Below are 19,966 nucleotides of genomic sequence, written 5' to 3' on the forward strand. Positions count from 1 at the left end.
TGCCGGGCCCCGCGGGGCGGGTGCAAGGATCATCGGACGGTTCGGGACGGCGCGCGTTGAAGAAGGCTTTCGTCAAATCCTACGGTTGCCAGATGAACGCCTACGACGCGGCCCGCATGGCCGACGTCCTCGGCGCCGAGGGCTACACGGCGACCGACACGGTCGAGGACGCGGACGTCGTCGTCCTCAACACCTGCCACATCCGCGAGAAGGCCGCCGAGAAGGTCTATTCCGAACTCGGCCGCCTGCGCGTGCTCAAGGGTGAGCGGAAGGCGCAGGGCCTCGACACGCGCATCGTGGTCGCGGGCTGCGTCGCCCAGGCCGAGGGCGCCGAGATCCAGGCGCGCCAGCCCGCCGTCGACGTGGTCGTCGGCCCGCAGAGCTATCACCGGCTGCCGGACCTGCTGGCGCGCTCCCGCGAGCGCCGCGTCGTCGACACCGAGTTCCCGGTCGAGGACAAGTTCGACCACCTGCCCCGCCGGCGGACGCTGGGTTCGTCGGCCTTCCTCACCGTTCAGGAGGGCTGCGACAAGTTCTGCGCCTTCTGCGTGGTGCCCTACACGCGGGGCGCGGAGGTCTCGCGCTCCGTGGCGGCGGTGCTCGCCGAGGCCGAGAAGCTCGCCGACGGGGGCGTCCGCGAGATCACGCTGATCGGCCAGAACGTCAACGCCTATCACGGCGACGGCCCCGACGGCGCGCCCGCGGGCCTCGCCGACCTGGTGCGCGCGGTGGCGAAGATCCCCGGCATCGCGCGGATCCGCTACACGACGAGCCACCCGAACGACTTCGACGACGCCCTGATCCGGGCGCACGCCGAGGTGCCGGCCCTGATGCCCTACCTGCACCTCCCGGTGCAGTCGGGCTCCGACCGGATCCTCGCCGCGATGAACCGCAAGCACACCGGCGACCAGTACCGCCGGCTGATGGACCGGATCCGCGCGGCGCGGCCCGACATCGCCCTGTCCTCCGACTTCATCGTCGGCTTCCCCGGCGAGACCGACGCGGACTTCGCCGAGACCCTGCGGCTCGTGCGCGACGTCGGCTTCGAGAGCGCCTTCTCGTTCAAGTACAGCCCGCGCCCCGGCACGCCGGCCGCCGACCGCACCGATCAGGTGCCGGAGGCCGTGATGGCGGCCCGGCTCGCCGAGCTGCAGGCGCTCCTCGACGGCCAGCGCCACGCCTATCAGCGGGCGGCCGTCGGCCGGGTCTTCGACGTTCTGGTCGAGAAGCCCGGGCGGCACCCCGGTCAGGTCGCGGGCAAGACGCCGCACCTGCTGGCCGTCCAGTTCGACGCCGCGCCTCACCATATCGGACAGGTCGTGCCCGTGCGGATCACCGAGGCAGGGTCCAACAGCTTGTTCGGGGAACTCGTCTCCGCGGCTGCGGCGGCGTGAGGAGCGGAGCGGTCGGGATGATGGCGAGGATGGCGGCTTGAGCGCGTCGGACGGTGCGGGCGCGCGCGGCGCGCTCAAGGGGCGCGGCCCGGCGGCGCGGCCGGCCGGATCGGACGAGGCGGTCGAGGTGCCGCTGACCTTCGACGACAACCGCCTCGCGAGCCTCGTCTTCGGCCAGTACGACCAGAACGTCGCCCATATCGAGCGCCGGCTGGAGGTCACCGCCACCGCGCTCGGCAACCACCTCGTCATCAAGGGACCGGCCGACGCCGCCGAGACGGCGCGGCGGGTGTTCCAGAAGCTCTACGCCCGGGTGCGGACCGGCGGCAGCACGCTGACCCTCGGCGACGTGGACGGCGCCATCCGCGAGGCCACCGCGCAGGCGACCCTGTTCCCGGCCGAGGTCATCGCGGCCGAGGCCGACAGGCCGCATTTCGAGCAGATCGCCACCCGCAAGCGCGGGGCCGTGCGGGCGCGCAACCCGGCGCAGGACGCCTACATCAAGCTCCTGCGCACCAACGAGCTGGTCTTCGCCGAGGGCCCGGCCGGGACCGGCAAGACCTGGCTCGCCGTCGGCCACGCCGTGTCGCTCCTGGAGCAGGGCCATGCCGAGCGGCTGATCCTGTCCAGGCCCGCGGTCGAGGCCGGCGAGCGCCTGGGCTTCCTGCCGGGCGACATGCGCGAGAAGGTCGATCCCTACCTCCGCCCGATCTACGACGCCCTGTACGACTTCATGGAGGCCCGCCACGTCGATCGCGGCCTCCAGACCGGCCAGATCGAGATCGCGCCGCTCGCCTTCATGCGCGGCCGAACCCTCACCAACGCGGTGGTGCTGCTCGACGAGGCGCAGAACACCACCTCCATGCAGATGAAGATGTTCCTCACCCGCCTGGGCGAGGGCTCGCGCATGATCATCACCGGCGATCCGAGCCAGATCGACCTGCCGCCGGGCCAGAAATCCGGCCTCGTGGAAGCGGTCAGCGTGCTGGAGGACGTCGAGGGGATCGGGCACGTGCGGTTCAAGGACGTCGACGTGGTCCGCCACGACCTCGTCCGCCGGATCGTGACCGCCTACGAGCGCGCCGCCCACGGCAGCGCGGAGGCCGACCGCAACCCGAATCCCCGCCGCCGGCCCCTGGCGTGACCATGCCCCACGAGATCGACCTCGCCGTCGAGGACGCGCGCTGGGAGACGGCGGTTCCGGACCTCGAGGCCCTCGTCACCCGCGCCGTCGAGGCCGGGCTCGCCGTCGCCCCCGAGAGGCCGGACGGTCCCGTCGAGGTCAGCGTCCTGCTGACCGACGACGCCGCCGTCCGGGAACTCAACCGGACCTGGCGCGGCAAGGACAAGCCCACCAACGTCCTGTCCTTCCCGGCCGCCCCGCAGCCGCGGCATGCCGGGACCGCCGCGCCCCTCGGCGACGTGGTCCTTGCGTACGAGACCCTGGTGCGCGAGAGTGCGGAGCAGTCGAAGCCGCTCCAGAATCACCTCGCCCACCTCCTCGTCCATGGCACCCTGCATTGTCTCGGTCAGGACCACGAGATCGGCGAGGCCGAGGCCGATGCCATGGAAGCCCTCGAGGTCGCGGCACTCGCGACCCTCGGCATCCCGGATCCCTATGCCTGAGCGCGCGACGTCCGAGCGACCCCAGACCCGAGAGACATGAGCAACGATCGAAGTCGCGGCGCGGCCCTGGCCGCGCCCAGTTCCACCGAGGGCGAGTCCCAGCACCGGGAGCCCTGGTACGACCGCCTGCTCCAGGCGCTCCATCTCAAGCCGCGCGATTCGCTGCGCGAGGGTCTTGAGGAGGCGCTGGCGGAGCCGGACGCCGGCGAGAGCGGCCTCACCCCACTCGAGCGCGTCATGCTCAAGAACGTCCTCGGCCTGCACAAGGTGCGCGTCGACGACGTGATGGTCCCCCGGGCCGACATCGTCGCCGTCTCGAACGACACGAGCCTCGGCGAGTTGCTCAAGCTGTTCCGCACGGCCGGCCATTCCCGGCTGCCGGTCTACGGCGAGACCCTCGACGATCCCCGCGGCATGGTCCACATCCGCGACCTCGTCGACCACATCGCCGCCAAGGCCGAGCCGGCCCGCCGCAGCGCGCCCGCCGTCTCGAAGCCCGCCGAGGTCGCGGCCGACGGCGCGGCGGACGCGCCGGCCGCGCCGCGCCCGCGCCGGCCGGCGTCGCGCCTGCCGCGCGGCCTGGACCTCGGCAAAGTCGACCTGACGACCACGCTGGCGGCGGCGCGCATCCAGCGGCCGGTCCTGTTCGTGCCGCCCTCCATGCCGGCGATCGACCTGCTGGTGCGGATGCAGGCGACCCGCACCCACATGGCGCTGGTCATCGACGAGTACGGCGGCACCGACGGGCTGATCTCCATCGAGGATCTGATCGAGGTCGTGGTCGGCGACATCGAGGACGAGCACGACGTTGCCGAGGACAAGTACGTCCAGCGCGTCGAGGGCGAGGGCGAGGTCTTCGTGGCCGACGCGCGCACGCCGCTGGCCGAGGTCTCCGAAGTGACGGGCGTCGACCTCGTCGCGGCCGTCGGCGAGATGGCCGAGGAGATCGACACGCTGGGCGGCATGATCGTGACGCTGGCGGGCCGCGTCCCGTCGCGCGGCGAACTGATCGCCGGCCCCGGGGACCTCGAGTTCGAGGTGCTCGACGCCGATCCGCGCCGCCTGAAGCGGCTCCGGTTCCACAAGGGCGCGGCGCGCATCGGCAACGTCGTGCCGCTCGCCCTGCCGCCGCCCGCGAACGCCCCGGTCGCCGAGACGCCGCACCCGTGACGGTCGCGGCGTGACGGGTCTGGTGGACGGTTTCGCCCGGTCGCCCGCGGCGGCCGGCGCACCGATGCGCGGGCCGATCCCGGGTCCCATGTCCGATCCGGAGCGGGCGCGCGTCCCCGGCGCGGTGCTGGCGATCGCGCGCCTGACCGGCTGGCGCCGGCTCGGGTTGGCGTGGCTCGCCGGCGCCCTGGGCGCGCTGGCCATGCCGCCCTACGGGCTCCTGCCGGCGCTCGCGGTCTCCCTGACGGTCGCGGTCTGGCTGCAGGACGGGGCTGCGGCCGGTCGGACGACGGTCCGGAGATTCGCGCCCTGCTTCCTCATCGGCTGGGCCTGGGGCTTCGGCTACCTCACCGCCGGTCTCTGGTGGCTGGGCCAGGCCTTCCTGGTCGAGGCCGACGAGTTCCTCTGGGCCCTGCCGCTGGGCGTGATCGGCCTGCCCTTCGTCCTCGGCCTGTTCTACGGCGCCGGTTTCGGCGCCGCGGGCCTGCTCTGGGGGCGGGGCGCGGCGCGGATCGCCGCCCTGGCCTTCGGGCTCGGCGCGGCCGACTGGCTGCGCGGCCACCTGTTCACGGGATTCCCCTGGAACACCCTCGGGATGGCGCTGGCCCAGAACCTCTGGCTGATGCAGGGGGCGGCGGCGATCGGGCTCTACGGCCTGGGCATCCTGGCCGCGCTGGTCTGCGCGGCGCCCGCGACGCTCGCCAGCGGCGCGAATCCGCGCGCCCGGTTCGGGCCGAGCGTCGCCGCCGCGATCGTGCTCGCCGGCCTGGCGCTCTACGGGGCCGAGCGGCTCGGTCCGCCCGACCCGGTGGTCGCGGGTGTCCGGCTGCGGCTCGTCCAGCCCAACCTGCCCCAGGACGCCAAGTTCAGGCCCGAGAACCGGGCCGACATCGTCGACCGCTACATCGAGCTGAGCCAGCGCCCGACGGAGGCCGGTGCGCCGGAACCGACCCACATCGTCTGGCCGGAATCGGCCTTCCCGTTCCTGATCCAGCGCGACCCCGACGCCCTGGCCAAGGTGGCGGCCGGCCTCAAGCCCGGGCAGCACCTGATCACCGGGGCGGCGCGCGCCGAGGAGCCGCTGCCGGGCGAGCGCCTGCGCTTCTACAACGCCGTCCTGGTGATCGGCCCGGACGGCCGGATCTCCGACAGCTACGATAAGGTCCACCTCGTCCCGTTCGGGGAGTACCTCCCCGCGCCCCTCGACGCCGCCCTGCGGACCGTGGGGCTGCGCCAGTTCGTGGCGATCCCCGGCGGGTTCTCGGCCGGGACGCTCGCCGGGCAGCGGATCCTGACGGTGCCGGGCCTGCCGCCGGTCGCGGCGACCATCTGCTACGAGGCGATCTTCCCGGGCGCGATCCTGCCCGCCGGGCACGCCGCGCCGTCCCCGCAGCCGCCGGGGCTGATCCTGAACGTCACCAACGACGCGTGGTTCGGCGACACGCCGGGGCCGCGCCAGCACCTCGCCCAGGCGCGCCTGCGCGCCGTCGAGGAGGGTCTGCCGCTCGTGCGCGACGCCAATACCGGGATCTCCGCGGTGATCGACCCGCACGGCCGCGTCGTCGCCCGCACCGCGCTCGACACCGAGACCTGGCTCGACGCCGACCTGCCCGCCCGCATCGTCGGCGGCACGCTCTACGGTCAGTTCGGCGACGCCGCCTTCGCGCTGATGCTGGCCGCCTGCCTGGGCGGGGCCGTGATCGCGCGGCGGCGGCCGTGAGCGCGGACCGGGCGACCGCCAACCGGTTCCTGCTCGGCCTCGCGCTGATGCTGGTCGCGTTCAACCTGCGCCCGGCGCTGAGCACGGTCGGCCCCCTCCTGGCGACGATCCGGGACGGCACGGGGCTCGGCGCCGGCGGCGCCGCCATCCTCACGACGCTGCCGGTCCTGTGCCTCGGCATTGCCTGCGCGCTGGCCGCGCCGCTGATCCGCCGGATCGGGCCCGACCTCGCCGTGCTCGCCGGCTCGACCATCCTCGTCGCCGGCCTGACGCTCCGCGGTCTCGGCGGCCTCGTGCCGCTCTTCGCCGGCACGGCGCTCGCGGCCATCGGGATCGGGCTCGACAACGTCCTGCTGCCGGCGCTGGTGAAGCGCGATTTCGCCGGCAACGGCGGCCTGATGACGGGCCTCTACACGATGACCCTGTGCCTCGGCGCGGCCGCGGGCGCCGGGGCCTCGGTGCCGGTGGAGCACGCCCTCGGGGGCGGCTGGCCCTCCGCCCTGGCGATCTGGTCGCTGCCCGCGCTGGTGGCGGCCTTCGTGTGGATCCCGTTCGCCCGCCGGACCGCCTCGACCGCCGCGCCCTCGGCCGGGCGGCTGCTCCGCAACCCGCTCGCGTGGTGGGTGACGGGCTTCATGGGCCTGCAATCCTCGCTCGCCTACATCCTGTTCGGCTGGCTGCCGCTGCTGCTGCAGGGCCGCGGGCTGACGCCGCTGAATGCCGGGCTCTACGCCTCGCTGGCGACGCTGGTGCAGGCGCCGGGCGCCCTGCTCGTTGCCATGCTGGCGGCCCGCGCCCGCGACCAGCGCGCCTGGATCGTCGTGATACCCGGCCTGACGGCCGCCGCCTTCGTGGTCCTCGCCTTCGGGGCGGAGTCCCTGCGGATCCCCGCCGCCTGCGCGCTGGGCTTCGGAATCGGCGGCTGCTTCGGGCTGGGCCTGACCCTGATCGTGCTGCGCGCCGCGGACGCGGCGAGCGCCGCCGGCCTCTCGGCCATGGCGCAGGGCATCGGCTACACCTGCGCCGCGCTGGGGCCGCTGGTCTTCGGTCTCGCCCACGAGGCGACCGGCGGCTGGGCCGTGCCGGGCGCCCTGTTCGTCGGCATCACCGTCGCGGCGATCCTGATCGGGCTCGCCGCCGGACGCGACCGGAAGGTCAGCGCGGCCGAACCCGAGCCGCGGGATCCGGACGCTCAGCCGCTGACCGAACTCCAGCCGGCGAACCCGGCCAGCGGTTCCTGATCGTAGCGGGCCATCAGGTCGGTCATCGCGGCGTCGTCGTCGAGCCGTCCCTCCGCGGCGAGGCGGGCCAGACCCTCGAAGAAGCCTTCGCGGCCGAGCGCCGGCGCGAAGCTCAGCGTGAAGCGCACCGGGCGGTCGCCGCGATTGGCGAAGGCGTGCGCGACGCCGGGCGGGATCAGCGCGAAGTCGCCGGGTCCGAGGTCGTGGTCGGCACCGTCGACGTGGAGCGCGAGCCGGCCCGCCTCGATCGAGAAGGTCTCGGTCAGTCGGGCGTGGCGATGCAGTCCCGCGCCCGGCGTCCGGGGATCCATCGCGACGCGGTAGATGCCGAGGCCGTCGGCCGTCTCGTCGCTGCGCGCGAGATAGGAGACCCGCATGCCGCCGATGACGGCGTTCGGGCCGGGCCCGCGGTGCACGACACTCGCCATCTTCGCCCCCGTCCGTTCCGCAAACGAGAACCCCGCGCGGCCGGGTGACCGCGCGGGGCTGTGTCGATGAGCGCGCGCGCGAGGCTTACTCGGCGGCGACCCGGTGCGCCTGCGAGCCGTCGGTCAGGGTCTCGGACTGCAGGCGCTTGCCCGGCGCGGCGCGGCCCGGCAGCGGCGGCAGGGCCTTGGCCTTCTCCAGATCGATCCCGGCGCCCTCGGCGACGCGGCGGCCGTAATCCTCGTCGGCATGCCAGAAGTGCCAGACCATCCGCAGCTGGATCGGCTCGGGGCACTGCTTCATGTCGGCCACGAGGTTGGCGATCAGGTCGTCGCGCTCCCAATCCTGGAACGAGCGGTACCGGACGCCGGCCTGGGTGTAGTCGTCCTCGGTCCGCGAGGTCTGGTAGCGGCCGAGGCGGCCCTCCACCGGCTGGTGGTAGTCCTTGGCGGGCTTCGGCGCCTCGCGCAGGCCCTCGGCCAGCGTCGACGGCTCGTAGTTGATGTGCTTGTTCGGGCCGGTGCCGTCGACCGTGTAGGCCATCTGACCGTCGCGCTGGTTCGAGTAGACCTTCACGCCGGGCTGCGGCGCGTTGATTGGCAGCTGGAGGTAGTTGGCGCCGACGCGGTAGCGCTGCGTGTCCGAGTAGGACAGCGTCCGCCCCTGCAGCATCTTGTCGTCCGAGAAGTCGATGCCGTCGACCAGCACGCCGGTGCCGAAGGCGGACTGCTCGACCTCGGCGAAGAAGTTGTCCGGCACGCGATCGAGCACCATGCGGCCCACCGGCAGCAGCGGGAACTGGTCGACCGGCCACAGCTTCGTGTCGTCCAGCGGGTCGAACGACAGGTGGTCGTTCGGGCCGTCCGGCATGATCTGGACGCAGAATTCCCACTCGGGGAAATTCCCGGCCTTGATGTTGTCGTACAGGTCACGGGTCGCGTGGCCGACATCCTTGGCCTGGATCTCGGAGGCCTGCTGCGAGGTCAGGTTGCGCACGCCCTGCTTCGGCTCCCAGTGGAACTTGCAGAGCACCGCCTCACCCTGGTCGTTGACCAGCTTGTAGGTGTTGACGCCCGAGCCTTCCATCTCGCGGTAATTGGCCGGGATGCCCCAGGGCGACTTCAGGTGCGTCACCATGTGGATCGACTCGGGGTGCTGGGCCACGAAGTCGAAGAAGCGCCACGCCTCCTGCCGGTTCGTCACCGGGTCCGGCTTGAACGCGTGGATCATGTCGGGGAACTTGATCGCGTCGCGGATGAAGAAGACCTTGAGGTTGTTGCCCACGAGGTCCCAATTGCCGTCGACGGTCTTGAACTTGACCGCGAACCCGCGCGGGTCGCGCTCGGTCTCCGGGCTCTCCTTGGCGCCGGCGACCGTCGAGAAGCGCACGAACATCGGCGTCTTCACGCCGGTCTCGTTCAGCACGCGGGCGCGGGTGTACTTGGAGGCCGGCTCATCGCCGATCTTGCCGTAGGCCTCGAACCAGCCGTGGGCGCCGGCGCCGCGGGCGTGGACGACGCGCTCCGGGATCCGCTCGCGGTCGAAGTGGGTGATCTTCTCGATGAACTGGTAGTTCTCGAGCGTGGCCGGGCCCCGCTCACCGACCGTGCGGGTGCTCTGGTTGTCGCGGACCGGATGGCCCTGGCGGGTGGTCAGGATCGGGCGTTGATCGCTCATGCGTACCGTCTCTCCGTACTGCGAAGGCTCTCGGTGGACAGCGGAGTCAGCCTGGAACCGTTCTGGTGAAGGGTTATGACCGGGGCGTGACCCCGAGGCAAATGCATCGTCACAAAGGTTCTGATAGACGCAGCCTATGAATCTGGCCGGCCTCTCGCTCCGCGATCTCGAATACGTCGTCGCCGTCGCCGACGAGGGGCATTTCGGCCGGGCTGCCGAGCGCTGCAACGTCAGCCAGCCGACGCTGAGCGTGCAGGTCCGTAAGCTGGAAACCGCGCTCGGCCTGACTTTCTTCGAGCGCTCGAACCGGCGGATCCTGCTCACCGAGGCGGGCCAGGCCATCGTCCGGCAGGCGCGGGTCGTCCTGGCGGAGGCGCAGCGGCTCCTGGCGCTGGCCAGCGAGGGGCGCGGCTCGCCGCTCACCGGGCGTCTCGTGCTGGCGGCGATCCAGACGCTCGGCCCCTACTTCTTCCCGCTGGTGCTGCGGCCCCTGCGCGAGCAGTACCCGCTGCTGATGCTCTCGCTGTCCGAATCGCGCACGGCCGACATCGTCGAGGGTCTGCGCGACGGCCGCATCGACGCGGCCCTGGTCTCGCTGCCGCTGCCGTCGCACGGGCTCGCGGTCTCGCCGCTGTTCGTCGAGCCGTTCTGGCTCGCCTGCCCGGCCGAGCACACCCTCGCCCGGGGCGGCGCGCTCTCCGCCAACGAGATCGCGGGGCCGGACCTGCTGCTCCTCGACGAGGGCAACTGCCTGCGCGACCAGACGATCGCGGCCTGCGGCGCCGGCTCCTCGGTCGGCCGCCACGCGACCAGCCTGGAGACGCTCCGCTCGATGGTGGCGGCGGGCGCCGGATACACGCTGCTCCCGGCCCTGGCGGTGCCGGCGAGCCCCGATCCTAGCGGCCTGACGGTCACCCGCGCCTTCGACGTCGACGGGCCCGGGCGGACCATCGCGCTGGTTTGGCGCGCGAGCGATCCGCGGGCCGCCGGCCTCGCGAGCCTGGCCGCCTTCTTCCGGGCGCACGCGCCAGCGGGCACGGCCGCCTGCCGCGACGGCGAGGCCGTCGCCTGAGCCGCCGCGGACGCCCACCTTGAGCGGTTGTGAATAGGAAGAGGAGCCGCAACCGGTCTATCAGGACGGGTGACGACAGGGAGCGGCTCGATGCGGCGCACGATGGTCTGGGCCGTACTGGCGCTGCTGATCCCCGCGGGCGCGCGCGCCGAGCCGAAGGACAGCTTCGCCCGGATCGACCAGATCAACCGCGCCTCCCTGGTGATGACGGTGGAGACCGGCATCGTGCCGCGGGCGCTGGGCGCGACCGTCGCCCGCGCCCTCGACCAGGTCGCCGCCGACGCCGCCAAGCCGGGCGCCGAGCGGCCGGACGATTACCTGCGGATCGAGCCGCTGATCACCGCCATCGCGGGGGCCGACGCCACGCGGATGCATTCCGGGCGCAGCCGCCAGGACATCATCCCGACGGTGCTGAAGCTCGAGCAGCGCGACCGTCTCCTGAACCTGGCCAAGGCGCTCGACGAGACCCGGGCGGCCCTGCTGGCAGTGGCCGAGCGCGAGGCCGACACGATCGTCCCGGCCTACACCAACGGGGTGCAGGCCCAGCCGACGACGCTCGGCCACGTCTACCTGGGCTACGCATCCGTCCTCGCCCGCGACGCGGACCGCCTCCGGGAGAGCTGGGCGCGGCTGAACCTGTCGCCCCTGGGCGCGGCCGCCCTCGGCACGTCGAGCTTCCCGGTGGATCGCGAGAGGCTGGCGGCGCTGCTCGGCTTCGACGCGCCGGTGGAGAACAGCTACGATTCCGGCCAACTCGCGCCCATGGACATGGGGCTCGAGCTGACCGGGCTCGCGGCGAACCTCGCCACCACGGCCGGCAGCTTCGCGCAGGATCTCTACGCGCAGTACCAACAGACCCGGCCCTGGATCCTGCTGCGGGAGGGCGCGCTCACCGGGCCGAGCAGCATCATGCCGCAGAAGCGCAACCCCGTCGCGCTCTACAGCCTGCGCATGAAGGCCAGCGACGTCGTGGGGGCCGCCCAGGCCTTCGTCATCATGGCGCACAACGTCGATTCCGGCATGCCGGACTACAAGCGCAACCAAGCCGAGCCGCCGGGGCGGACCCTGGCCGAGGCCGCCGAGATGTGCCGGCGCTGGACGCGCGTCCTCGACGGGCTGGTCGTGGACCGGGCGCGCGCCGCCGACGAGGTCGCGGCGGACTACTCCACCACCACCGAGCTCGCCGACACGCTCCAGCGCGAGGCCGACGTCCCGTTCCGGCTCGGCCACCACTTCGCGTCCGAGCTCGTGAGCTACGGCCGCAGCCACGACCTGCGCCCGGCCGACCTGCCATTCCCGGAGGTGCGGCGCATCTACGCCGAGGCCGCGGCGGGGTCGGGGCTGAAGCCGGACCTGCCCCTCGACGAGGCCCGCTTCCGGGCGGCGCTGTCGGCCCGCGGCATGATCGACGCCACGAAGGGGCTCGGCGGCCCGCAGCCCGCGGAGGTCCGGCGGATGCTGGGCGCCGCGCAGACGCGGCTGCGGACCGACCGCGACTGGCTCGACGCCCGCCGCAAGGGCCTGGCCGACGCCCGGGCGCGCCTCGACGCCGCCTTCGCGGCCCTCACGCGCGAGCCCTGAGTTCCGCGCGGGGGCGCCGTGCCGAAACTCTGCCGTGACAGGGCCAATATTGCGGTATAGCGCGCGCCTGACGCCTGCCGGCTGAAGCGGGCCTCTCCCGATCGGTCGCCTTGCCCCCTCTCCGCACCCTCGGCCTCTGGGCCGCCCTCGCCGCCGCGTCGGCGGCCGTGTCATACGGCCTGATGCAGGCGCAGTTCCCGGCCGCGCTGCTGCTCGGGCCGATGATCGCGGCCATCGCCTTCGGCGTCGGCGGCTCGCGCCTGCGCGTCCCGCGGCCCGCGTTCCAGGCCTCCCAGGCGGCGATCGGCTGCCTCGTCGCGCACGCCGTCACCGGGCAGATCGCCCAGACCCTGATGGAGGACGGGCCGCTCATCGTCGCGGTCGTGCTGGTCACCGTCGCGGTCAGCGGCCTCGTCGGCTGGATCCTGACCCGCCTGCGCGTGCTCCCCGGGACCACCGCGGCCTGGGGCTCGTCCCCCGGCGGCGCCTCCGCCATGGTGGCGATGGCCGAGGATTTCGGCGCCGATCCGCGCCTCGTCGCCTTCATGCAGTACGTGCGCGTCGCCGCCGTGGTGTTCTCGGCCTCGCTGGCCGCCCGCTTCCTGATGGAGGCCCCGGTCCCGGGGGCGTCGGCCGGCGCCGGCGAGGTCACCGGTCCGCTCTCGCTGCTGGCGACGCTGGCGGTCGCCGTCGTCGGCGCGGGCGCGGCGCTCGCCCTGCGGGTTCCGGCCGGCGCGCAGATCGGGCCGATGGTGCTGGGCAGCCTGCTCCACGCCACCGGGCTCGTCCGGATGGCGCTGCCGGTGCCGCTCCTCGAACTCGCCTACGCCTGCATCGGCATCTACGTGGGCCTGCGCTTCACCCGCGAGACGCTGCGCCTGACCGTCACCGCCCTGCCGGGCATCCTGGCGGCGACCTTCTCGGTCATCGCCCTCTGCGCGGCGTGGGGCTGGGGGCTGACCCTCCTGCTGCCCATCGACCTGCTGACCGCCATCCTCGCCACGAGCCCCGGCGGCCTCGACTCGGTGGCGATCATCGCGGTCGGCTCGAAGGCGGACGTCTCCTTCGTGCTGGCCGTCCAGACCCTGCGCCTGTTCGTGGTGCTGCTCACCGGCCCGCTGCTCGCCAAGTGGATCAGCCGGTCCGTGCCGGAGGCCGCCATCCGATGAACGCCTTGGTCCTCGCCTTCCTCAATTCCTGGCGCGGCCTGCGCCACGGCGCGCGCACCGAGCGGGCCGTGCGCCAGGAACTCGTGCTCCTGGCGCTCGGGATCCCGGTCGCGCTGTTCCTCGGCGCGACGCTCTGGGTGCGCGTCGCCCTGATGGTCAGCCTGCTGCTGATGCTGGCCGCGGAGTTCCTGAACACCGCCGTCGAGAAGCTCTGCGACCACGTCCATCCGGGCCATCACCCGATGATCGGGACCGTGAAGGACCTCGCCTCCGCCGGCACCTTCATGGCGCAGATGGCGGCGCTGCTCGTCTGGGTGGCGGCGCTGGTGGACCGTCTCGGCTGACCTGCCGCGCGCGGGGCGCGCTCGCATCCGCGGGCCGGAGGGTCTATCTGGCCGGCATCGCCCCGCGCATCGGCCGAGACTGCACACCGTGACGGACTACATCCGCAAGATCCTCACCGCCCGCGTCTACGACGTCGCGATCGAGAGCCCCCTCGATCCGATGCCGCGCCTGACGCAGCGGCTCGGCCGGGCGGTTCTGCTCAAGCGCGAGGATCTCCAGCCGGTCTTCTCGTTCAAGCTGCGCGGCGCCTACAACAAGATGTCGGGCCTGCACCCCGACCAGATCGCCCGCGGCGTCGTCTGCGCCTCGGCGGGCAACCACGCCCAGGGCGTCGCCCTCGCCGCCGCCAAGCTCGGCGCGCGGGCCGTGATCGTGATGCCGCGCACCACCCCCTCGATCAAGGTCGATGCCTGCCGGGCGCGCGGGGCCGAGGTCGTGCTGCACGGCGACGCCTTCGACGAGGCCCTGGCGCAGGCCAAGATCCTCGAGGACGAGCAGGGCCTGACCTTCCTGCACCCCTTCGACGATCCGGACGTGATCGCCGGCCAGGGCACCATCGGCAAGGAGATCCTGGAGCAGCATACCGGCCCGATCGAGGCGATCTTCGTGCCGGTGGGCGGCGGCGGGCTGGCCGCCGGGATCGCCACCTTCGTGAAGTACCTGAGGCCCGGCACCAAGGTGATCGGCGTCGAGCCCGAGGACGCCGCCTGCATGGCCGCCGCGCTCGCGGCCGACACCCGGGTCAGCCTGCCGAGCGTCGGCCTGTTCGCCGACGGTGTCGCCGTGCGGCAGGCCGGCGAGGAGACCTTCCGGCTCTGCCGCGAGCATCTCGACGAGGTCATCACCGTGGACACCGACGCTATGTGCGCCGCGGTCAAAGACATCTTCGACGACACCCGCGCGGTGTCCGAGCCCTCCGGGGCGCTGAGCCTCGCCGGCGCCAAGATGTACGCCGAGCGCGAGGGCGGCGACGGCACGCTGATCGCCATCTCGTCGGGGGCGAACCTGAACTTCGACCGCCTGCGCCACATCGCCGAGCGCGCCGAGATCGGCGAGCAGCGCGAGGTCCTGATCGGCGTGACCATCCCGGAACGTCCGGGCGCCTATCGCGCCTTCATCCAGGCCCTCGGCCCGCGCGCCGTCACCGAGTTCAACTACCGCCACGCCCCGGGCTCCGAGGCGCAGATCTTCGTGGGCATCAACGTCGGCGGCGGCAAGCGCGAGAAGCAGGCGCTGATCGGCTCCCTGCGCGACGCCGGCTACCGCGTCCTCGACATGAGCGACAACGAGATGGCCAAGGTCCATGTCCGCTACATGGTCGGCGGCCGGGCCGTGGGGGTGGCGCACGAGCGCCTGTTCCGCTTCCAGTTCCCGGAGCGGCCGGGCGCGCTGATGAAGTTCCTCGAAGCGCTGGGCCCGGACTTCGACATCACGCTGTTCCACTACCGCAACCACGGCGCCGATTACGGCCGGGTGCTCGCCGGGATCGCGGTGCCGCCGGCCGAGCGCGCCCGCTTCGACGCCGTCATCGAGGCGCTCGGCTACCCGGCCACCGACGAGACCGAGAACCCGGCCTACCGCCTGTTCCTCGACGGCGAGGGCGCCGGGACGCTCTGAGCCCCGGCGGCGGCACGCCCCCGCGTCACCCGCCGTCAGCTCTCCGCCACGTCGACGGAGGTGACGTCCGGCATCGCCCGCAGCTTCGCCGCGATGGTCTCGAAGCTCGTGCGCGACAGGCGCACGAAGGTGACGGTGACCTCGTCGAGGTCCGGGTCGGGCCCCGGATGGACCGTGAAGGTCCGGACGCGCGAGGCACGCTCGCCGGTCGCCGCCTGGAGGGTGTCGATCGACATGGTGCCGCGCTTGGCGGTCAGCCGCAGCGTCTGGGCGCGCATCCGGTCGCGCCAGCGCTCCTCGAAGGGCTTCACGCCGGCCAGGATGCCGACGATCAGTGCCGTCGCGGCGAGCGCCGGCACGTAGAGGCCGCTGCCGATCGCCAGCCCGATCGCCGCCACGCCCCAGAGGCTCGCGGCCGTGGTGAGGCCCTTCACCACCTCGCCGCGCAGCAGGATCGTCCCCGCGCCGAGGAAGCCGATGCCGGAGACGACCTGCGCGGCGATACGGGACGGGTCGAGGACGACGTGCTCGGCGCCCAGCACGTCGGCGAAGCCGAAGGCCGAGACCAGCATGATCAGGCAGGAGCCGACGCAGACCAGCATGTGGGTCCGCAGGCCGGCCGCCCAGAGCAGGCGCTCGCGCTCCAGGCCGACCACGCTGCCGAACAGGGCCGCCAGTGCCAGCCGGGCCACCATCTCGCCGTTGCCGATCAGAGCCGCCTCCGTGCCTCCGCCCCGCGCGGATCGCGCGGATCCTTGCGGCTTTAGCGTGGGCGGATCAAGCGATCCCGAGGGCCGCCTTCTCGACCTCGTAGGCGGCCCGCACGGCGGCGGCCCCGTAGGCGCGCTCCAGGCGGCGCACGGTGAAATGCGCCCGCGCGGTCGACTGGAAGTGGTTCATGAAGGCGGTGTTGACCGCCGCCCCGCCGAAGGCGCCGAGGATCGGCACCGCCTGGGCGGCGACCTTCTGGGAGGCCACGAGGCCGAAGCGCGCGGCGATCTGCGCGGTGAAGCGGATCAGCGCCGGCGCCGACTGGTCGAGGAGCGTCTTGCTCCCGGCGTAGCGCGCCGCCTCCGACAGGGTCTTGGCCAGCGCGGCGCGGACCGCGAAGTAGCCGCTCTCGGTGAGCGCCGAGCCCGCCTCGGTCTCCGCCATGGCCCGGCCGCCGAGGGCGAAGACCTGCACGCAGGCGAGCGCGCCCTCGGGGGTCTCGAGATCCTCCCCCTCCTCCCGGGCGATCTCGGCGATCGAGCGCAGCATCAGCGTGGTCGAGACCGGCAGCTCGACCGCCAGCGTCGCGAGGCCGAACGCGCCGCCGACCGCGCCCGAGAGCGCCGCCATCGCCTTGTGCTTGGCGTCGCCCGAGCCGAGCAGCCGCGTGAGACGGCTCTCGGCCTTCGCGGCCACGCCGCCGAGACCCTCGCCCTCGGCGGGGACGAGTTCCTTGCGCGGCAGCGTCGCCAGCGCGACGCGCAGCGCGCCCCGCATGGCCACCTCGGTGCTGCGGCTGACGGCCTCGGTGACCGGGGTCGGCAGCGATCTGCCGATGATGTCGAGGGGCGCGCCGGCCGCCGCGGAGAGCCGCGCCGCGAGGCTCGGACGCTCCAGCACCTGCACGGCGCGGCGCAGGGCGGCGAGATCCGCGTCGCTCAGCGCTATCTCTGGCGTCTCGGCCGGCAGCGTCTCGCCGGCGCGGGTGAGGTCGCTCGTGCTCATCCGTCGATCCCTGGATCTGTCCCGCTCACGCGGCCCCGGGGGCGCGCGCCGTGGTAGGAAGCTCGGGCCCCGGGATGCGGTTCCCCGGCTCCTGGGCGTCCCGCGCCGGGGCCGCGGCCTCCACCCGACCGCTCCGGCGCCCGACCGCGAGGCAGAGCACGAGGACGGGGATTCCCACGAGGGAGGTCATGACGAAGAAGGCCGGGTAGCCGATCGCCGCGACCACGAAGCCCGACGAGCCCGCGATCAGCTTGCCCGGCAGCGCGTAGAGCGAGGAGAACAGCGCGTACTGCGTCGCCGCGTAGGCCGGGCTGGTGAGGCTCGACATGTAGGCGATCAGCACGATCCCCGCGAAGGAGCTGCAGAAGTTCTCGATCGAGATGGCCACGGTCAGGCGCCAGATCTCGGGCGCGCCGGCCGCCAGCCACGCGAAGGCGAGGTGGGAGGCGGCGGCCAGGAAGGCGCCCAGCAGCAGCGTCGGGAACAGGCCGAACCGGGCCAGCGCCCAGCCGCCCGCGAAGCCGCCCGCGATGCCGACCCAGATGCCGTAGAGCTTGGTGACGGTGGCGATCTCCTTCAGGTCGAAGCCCAGCGTCCGGTAGAGCGGGCTCGCCATGACGCCGGACAGGAAGTCGGGCAGCCGGAACAGGGCCACGAGCAGGAGGATGCCCCAGAGCGCGCCGCCGAACCGGCCGTGCAGCTCGGTCAGCGGCTCCAGGATGGCGCGGCGCATCGACCAGAACCGGGACCGGCCTAGCGTCTCGGCGGGGGCCGCGCGCGGTCTGTCGAAGGCCGGGGCCAGCAGGGCGGCGATCATCCCGACCAGCATGAGGGCGGCCATGATCAGGTAGGCCAGCGTCCAGCCCCCCGCGGAGGCGATGAACAGCGCGCCGGCGCCGGCGCTGATCAGGCCGAGGCGGTAGCCGAGGTTCGAGGTCGCCGCCAGGATGCCCTGGAAGTCGCTGCCGGCGGCGTCGATGCGCCAACCGTCGATCACGACGTCCTGGCTGGCCGCGCAGAACGCCACCAGGAAGGCCCCGAGCCCGAGGAGCGCGAGGTTGGTCTTCGGGTCCGAGAAGGCCATCAGGATCAGGCACAGGGCGACCGCGGCCTGCGTCGTCACCATCCAGGCGCGGCGGCGCCCGAGCCGGGCGCTCAGCACCGGCACGTTCAGGCGGTCGATCGCGGGCGCCCAGAGAAACTTCAGCGAGTAGGGCAGCGCCACGTAGCTGAACAGGCCGATCGCCCGGACGTCGATGTCCGAGAAGGCGAGGCGGAGCGTGAACGTCCCCAGCACCAGGAGCAGCGGCAGTCCGGACGAGAATCCGAGTGCCAGCATGAGCGCGATCCGCCGATCCTCGACGATGTCGCGGAGCCGGAAGCGACGCGTCGCCTGTGGCTGGTTCGCCATGGCATGGAACTCCTGAGCGTTCGTGGCCTTGATCCCGCGAAATCGTGGCAGCCTTACGCCGCACCTGTCTCCGCTGGATCCTGCTGTCTTGCGCCCCAATCTTGGTAGAAGCTTGCTTAACGCGGTGTCCACGTCCCGCGGTCGGAGCGCGATGGTGGCGCCGCCGGACGAACGGGGGCACCGCCTGACTGTGGAATGACGCGTTGAGTGCCCGATCCGAGACCGGTCCGCCCCTCGCGACGCTCGTCGACGCGTTCGCGTCGAGTCCGTCGCCGATGGTCATCACCGATGCCCGCGCGCCCGACAACCCGATCGCCTGGGCGAACGACGCCTTCCTGAGCGCCACCGGCTACGCCGCCGACGAGATCGTCGGGCGCAACTGCCGCATGCTGCAGGGGCCGGCCACGGACCGGTCGACGATCCAGCGGATCCGCGCGGCCGTCGAGTCCGCCGAGGCGATCTCGGTGGAGCTGCTCAACTATCGCAAGGACGGGACGTCGTTCTGGAACGCGATGACCATCACGCCGGTGCGCGACGCCGAGGGGCTCGCCTACTTCTACGCCGCCCAGGCGGACATGACCCATGTCCACCAGATGGAAGTGTCGATGCGCGGCACCAACGACGAACTGGAGCGCCTCGTCGCGGCGCGGACCCAGGACCTGACATCGGCGCTGGAGCAGAAGACCGCCCTCCTCCACGAGGTCGATCACCGGGTGAAGAACAATCTCCAGGTGATCTCGTCGCTGATGCTGCTGAAGGCCCGGCGCACGCCCGAGGGCGAGGCGCGCGACGCGCTCCAGGGCATGGCCGAGCGGATCGGCGCCCTCTCGACGGCGCACCGGATGCTCTACTCCGAGGGCGACTGCACGCACTTCAACCTCGGCGACTTCGCGGCCGAGTTCCTGGCCGACATGAATGCCGGCCTGGACCCGGAGCGGCGCCGGGTGGAGGCCGACGTCGAGCCGATCGCGGTGGCCGCCGCGATGGCGGCGCCTCTCGCGCTGATGATCCACGAACTGACGGCCAACGCCCTGCGCCACGCCTTTCCGGGCGAGCGCGAGGGGCGCGTGTCGATCGTCGCCCGCCGCACCGATGGCGGGATGCACATGACGATCCGCGACGACGGCGTCGGCGTCGCCGCGGCGGCCCCGAACCCGGCGGGGTTCGGGCGCAATCTCGTGGAGATGGTGGTCCGGCAGATGCGCGGGACCATCGCCTGGGCGGATGCCGGCCCGGGCACGACCGTCGAGATCGACATCCCGCTCCTGCAGCCGGCTTGAGAAATCGACGTGGAGGCATCAAGCTCGTCGGCCGCGGGGCCGGAGGACGAAGAGCGCATGGGGACCGGGAACGCCGCCGCGGACGCCGCGCTCCGCATCCTCGTGGTGGAGGACGAGGCCCTGATCGCCCTCGAGCTGGAATGCCTGCTGGACGATCTCGGGCACGTCACCGTCGGCGTCGCCGGCAACGCGACGGAGGCCATCGCGATGGGCCGGTCCACGGCGCCCGACGTCGCCCTCGTCGACATCCACCTCGTCGACGGCCCGACCGGCATCGACGTGGCCCGGGCGCTCTCGGCCGACCGGCGCACCACCGTGGTGTTCATGACCGCGAACGCCAAGCGCATCCCGGCCGATTTCGCCGGCGCGATCGGGGTGATCGCCAAGCCCTATTCCGAGCGCGTCGTCGCCAGCACCCTGGACTACGTGGCCGATCGCCGGGCCGGCCGCGACGGGCCGGCCTGCCCGGACGGGTTCTCGCCCGCGCCCGTCTGAGGTTCTTCGGGTCAGGCCCCCGGCGC

18 protein-coding genes are annotated in these 19,966 nt (G+C 72.8%); 13 read left to right on the forward strand and 5 right to left on the reverse strand.

Features of this window, described 5'->3' with window-relative positions; all coding sequences use genetic code 11:
- The first annotated feature begins 56 nt into the window (after window positions 1–56).
- From miaB to ABIC30_RS04745, 6 genes are all read left to right on the forward strand, one after another.
- Complete coding sequence (miaB, locus tag ABIC30_RS04720) at window positions 57–1,394, forward strand: tRNA (N6-isopentenyl adenosine(37)-C2)-methylthiotransferase MiaB (RefSeq protein WP_020093466.1); 1,338 nt, start codon at window positions 57–59, stop codon at window positions 1,392–1,394.
- 37 nt (window positions 1,395–1,431) lie between these two features.
- Window positions 1,432–2,538 carry a PhoH family protein gene (locus ABIC30_RS04725; RefSeq protein ID WP_020093467.1) on the forward strand — a complete coding sequence of 369 codons (1,107 nt, stop codon included), beginning with the start codon at window positions 1,432–1,434 and terminating at the stop codon, window positions 2,536–2,538.
- Between the two features lie 2 nt (window positions 2,539–2,540).
- Window positions 2,541–3,020, forward strand: a complete 480-nt coding sequence (gene ybeY, locus ABIC30_RS04730; RefSeq protein WP_026604977.1) for an rRNA maturation RNase YbeY — start codon at window positions 2,541–2,543, stop codon at window positions 3,018–3,020.
- A gap of 36 nt (window positions 3,021–3,056) precedes the next feature.
- Complete coding sequence (locus ABIC30_RS04735; RefSeq protein ID WP_020093469.1) at window positions 3,057–4,190, forward strand: hemolysin family protein; 1,134 nt, start codon at window positions 3,057–3,059, stop codon at window positions 4,188–4,190.
- 88 nt (window positions 4,191–4,278) lie between these two features.
- Window positions 4,279–5,910 carry an apolipoprotein N-acyltransferase gene (gene lnt / locus ABIC30_RS04740; protein ID WP_106735920.1) on the forward strand — a complete coding sequence of 544 codons (1,632 nt, stop codon included), beginning with the start codon at window positions 4,279–4,281 and terminating at the stop codon, window positions 5,908–5,910.
- On the forward strand, window positions 5,907–7,151 hold the full coding sequence (locus ABIC30_RS04745) for an MFS transporter (protein ID WP_020093471.1): 1,245 nt from the start codon (window positions 5,907–5,909) through the stop codon (window positions 7,149–7,151). The genes lnt and ABIC30_RS04745 overlap by 4 nt, the downstream gene beginning before the upstream one ends.
- On the opposite strand, the gene ABIC30_RS04750 is transcribed toward ABIC30_RS04745, so the two are convergent.
- Both ABIC30_RS04750 and ABIC30_RS04755 read right to left on the reverse strand, forming a co-directional pair.
- Entirely contained in the window at window positions 7,103–7,579 is a 477-nt protein-coding gene (locus tag ABIC30_RS04750) for a cupin domain-containing protein (protein WP_020093472.1), read from the reverse strand. The genes ABIC30_RS04745 and ABIC30_RS04750 overlap by 49 nt on opposite strands.
- 85 nt (window positions 7,580–7,664) lie before the next feature.
- Complete coding sequence (locus ABIC30_RS04755) at window positions 7,665–9,254, reverse strand: catalase (protein ID WP_020093473.1); 1,590 nt, start codon at window positions 9,252–9,254, stop codon at window positions 7,665–7,667.
- A gap of 136 nt (window positions 9,255–9,390) precedes the next feature.
- Here ABIC30_RS04755 and ABIC30_RS04760 point away from each other — a divergent pair, with 136 nt between their 5' ends.
- The 5 genes from ABIC30_RS04760 (at window position 9,391) to ilvA (ending at window position 15,038) form a co-directional block, all read left to right on the forward strand.
- Window positions 9,391–10,326, forward strand: a complete 936-nt coding sequence (locus tag ABIC30_RS04760) for a LysR substrate-binding domain-containing protein (RefSeq protein ID WP_020093474.1) — start codon at window positions 9,391–9,393, stop codon at window positions 10,324–10,326.
- A 90-nt stretch (window positions 10,327–10,416) separates the two neighbouring features.
- A complete protein-coding gene (locus tag ABIC30_RS04765) occupies window positions 10,417–11,907 on the forward strand; it encodes an argininosuccinate lyase (RefSeq protein ID WP_354454259.1) in 1,491 nt (496 codons plus the stop codon).
- Between the two features lie 110 nt (window positions 11,908–12,017).
- A complete protein-coding gene (locus ABIC30_RS04770) occupies window positions 12,018–13,076 on the forward strand; it encodes an AbrB family transcriptional regulator (RefSeq protein WP_020093476.1) in 1,059 nt (352 codons plus the stop codon).
- Window positions 13,073–13,420, forward strand: a complete 348-nt coding sequence (locus ABIC30_RS04775) for a diacylglycerol kinase (RefSeq protein ID WP_020093477.1) — start codon at window positions 13,073–13,075, stop codon at window positions 13,418–13,420. The genes ABIC30_RS04770 and ABIC30_RS04775 overlap by 4 nt, the downstream gene beginning before the upstream one ends.
- 1 nt (window position 13,421) lies before the next feature.
- Window positions 13,422–15,038 (forward strand): threonine ammonia-lyase, biosynthetic, encoded by a 1,617-nt coding sequence (ilvA, locus tag ABIC30_RS04780; RefSeq protein WP_348649333.1) that lies wholly within the window; start codon window positions 13,422–13,424, stop codon window positions 15,036–15,038.
- Window positions 15,039–15,073: 35 nt separating this feature from the next.
- Here ilvA and ABIC30_RS04785 read toward each other — a convergent pair whose 3' ends face one another.
- From ABIC30_RS04785 to ABIC30_RS04795, 3 genes are all read right to left on the reverse strand, one after another.
- Window positions 15,074–15,733: an MgtC/SapB family protein gene (locus ABIC30_RS04785; protein ID WP_020093479.1), complete on the reverse strand. Its 660-nt coding sequence runs from the start codon at window positions 15,731–15,733 to the stop codon at window positions 15,074–15,076.
- An 82-nt stretch (window positions 15,734–15,815) separates the two neighbouring features.
- Window positions 15,816–16,754: an EcsC family protein gene (locus ABIC30_RS04790; protein WP_020093480.1), complete on the reverse strand. Its 939-nt coding sequence runs from the start codon at window positions 16,752–16,754 to the stop codon at window positions 15,816–15,818.
- 25 nt (window positions 16,755–16,779) lie between these two features.
- The gene (locus tag ABIC30_RS04795) at window positions 16,780–18,165 is read right to left on the reverse strand and encodes an AmpG family muropeptide MFS transporter (RefSeq protein ID WP_354454263.1); all 1,386 of its coding nucleotides are present in this window, start codon (window positions 18,163–18,165) and stop codon (window positions 16,780–16,782) included.
- 203 nt (window positions 18,166–18,368) lie between these two features.
- Here ABIC30_RS04795 and ABIC30_RS04800 point away from each other — a divergent pair, with 203 nt between their 5' ends.
- The gene (locus tag ABIC30_RS04800) at window positions 18,369–19,445 is read left to right on the forward strand and encodes a histidine kinase dimerization/phosphoacceptor domain -containing protein (protein WP_020093482.1); all 1,077 of its coding nucleotides are present in this window, start codon (window positions 18,369–18,371) and stop codon (window positions 19,443–19,445) included.
- Between the two features lie 57 nt (window positions 19,446–19,502).
- Window positions 19,503–19,940 (forward strand): response regulator, encoded by a 438-nt coding sequence (locus tag ABIC30_RS04805; protein ID WP_020093483.1) that lies wholly within the window; start codon window positions 19,503–19,505, stop codon window positions 19,938–19,940.
- Window positions 19,941–19,966: the final 26 nt, after the last annotated feature.

Origin of the sequence: Methylobacterium sp. 1030, from assembly GCF_040544715.1 — a bacterium.
Taxonomy (GTDB): Bacteria; Pseudomonadota; Alphaproteobacteria; order Rhizobiales; family Beijerinckiaceae; genus Methylobacterium.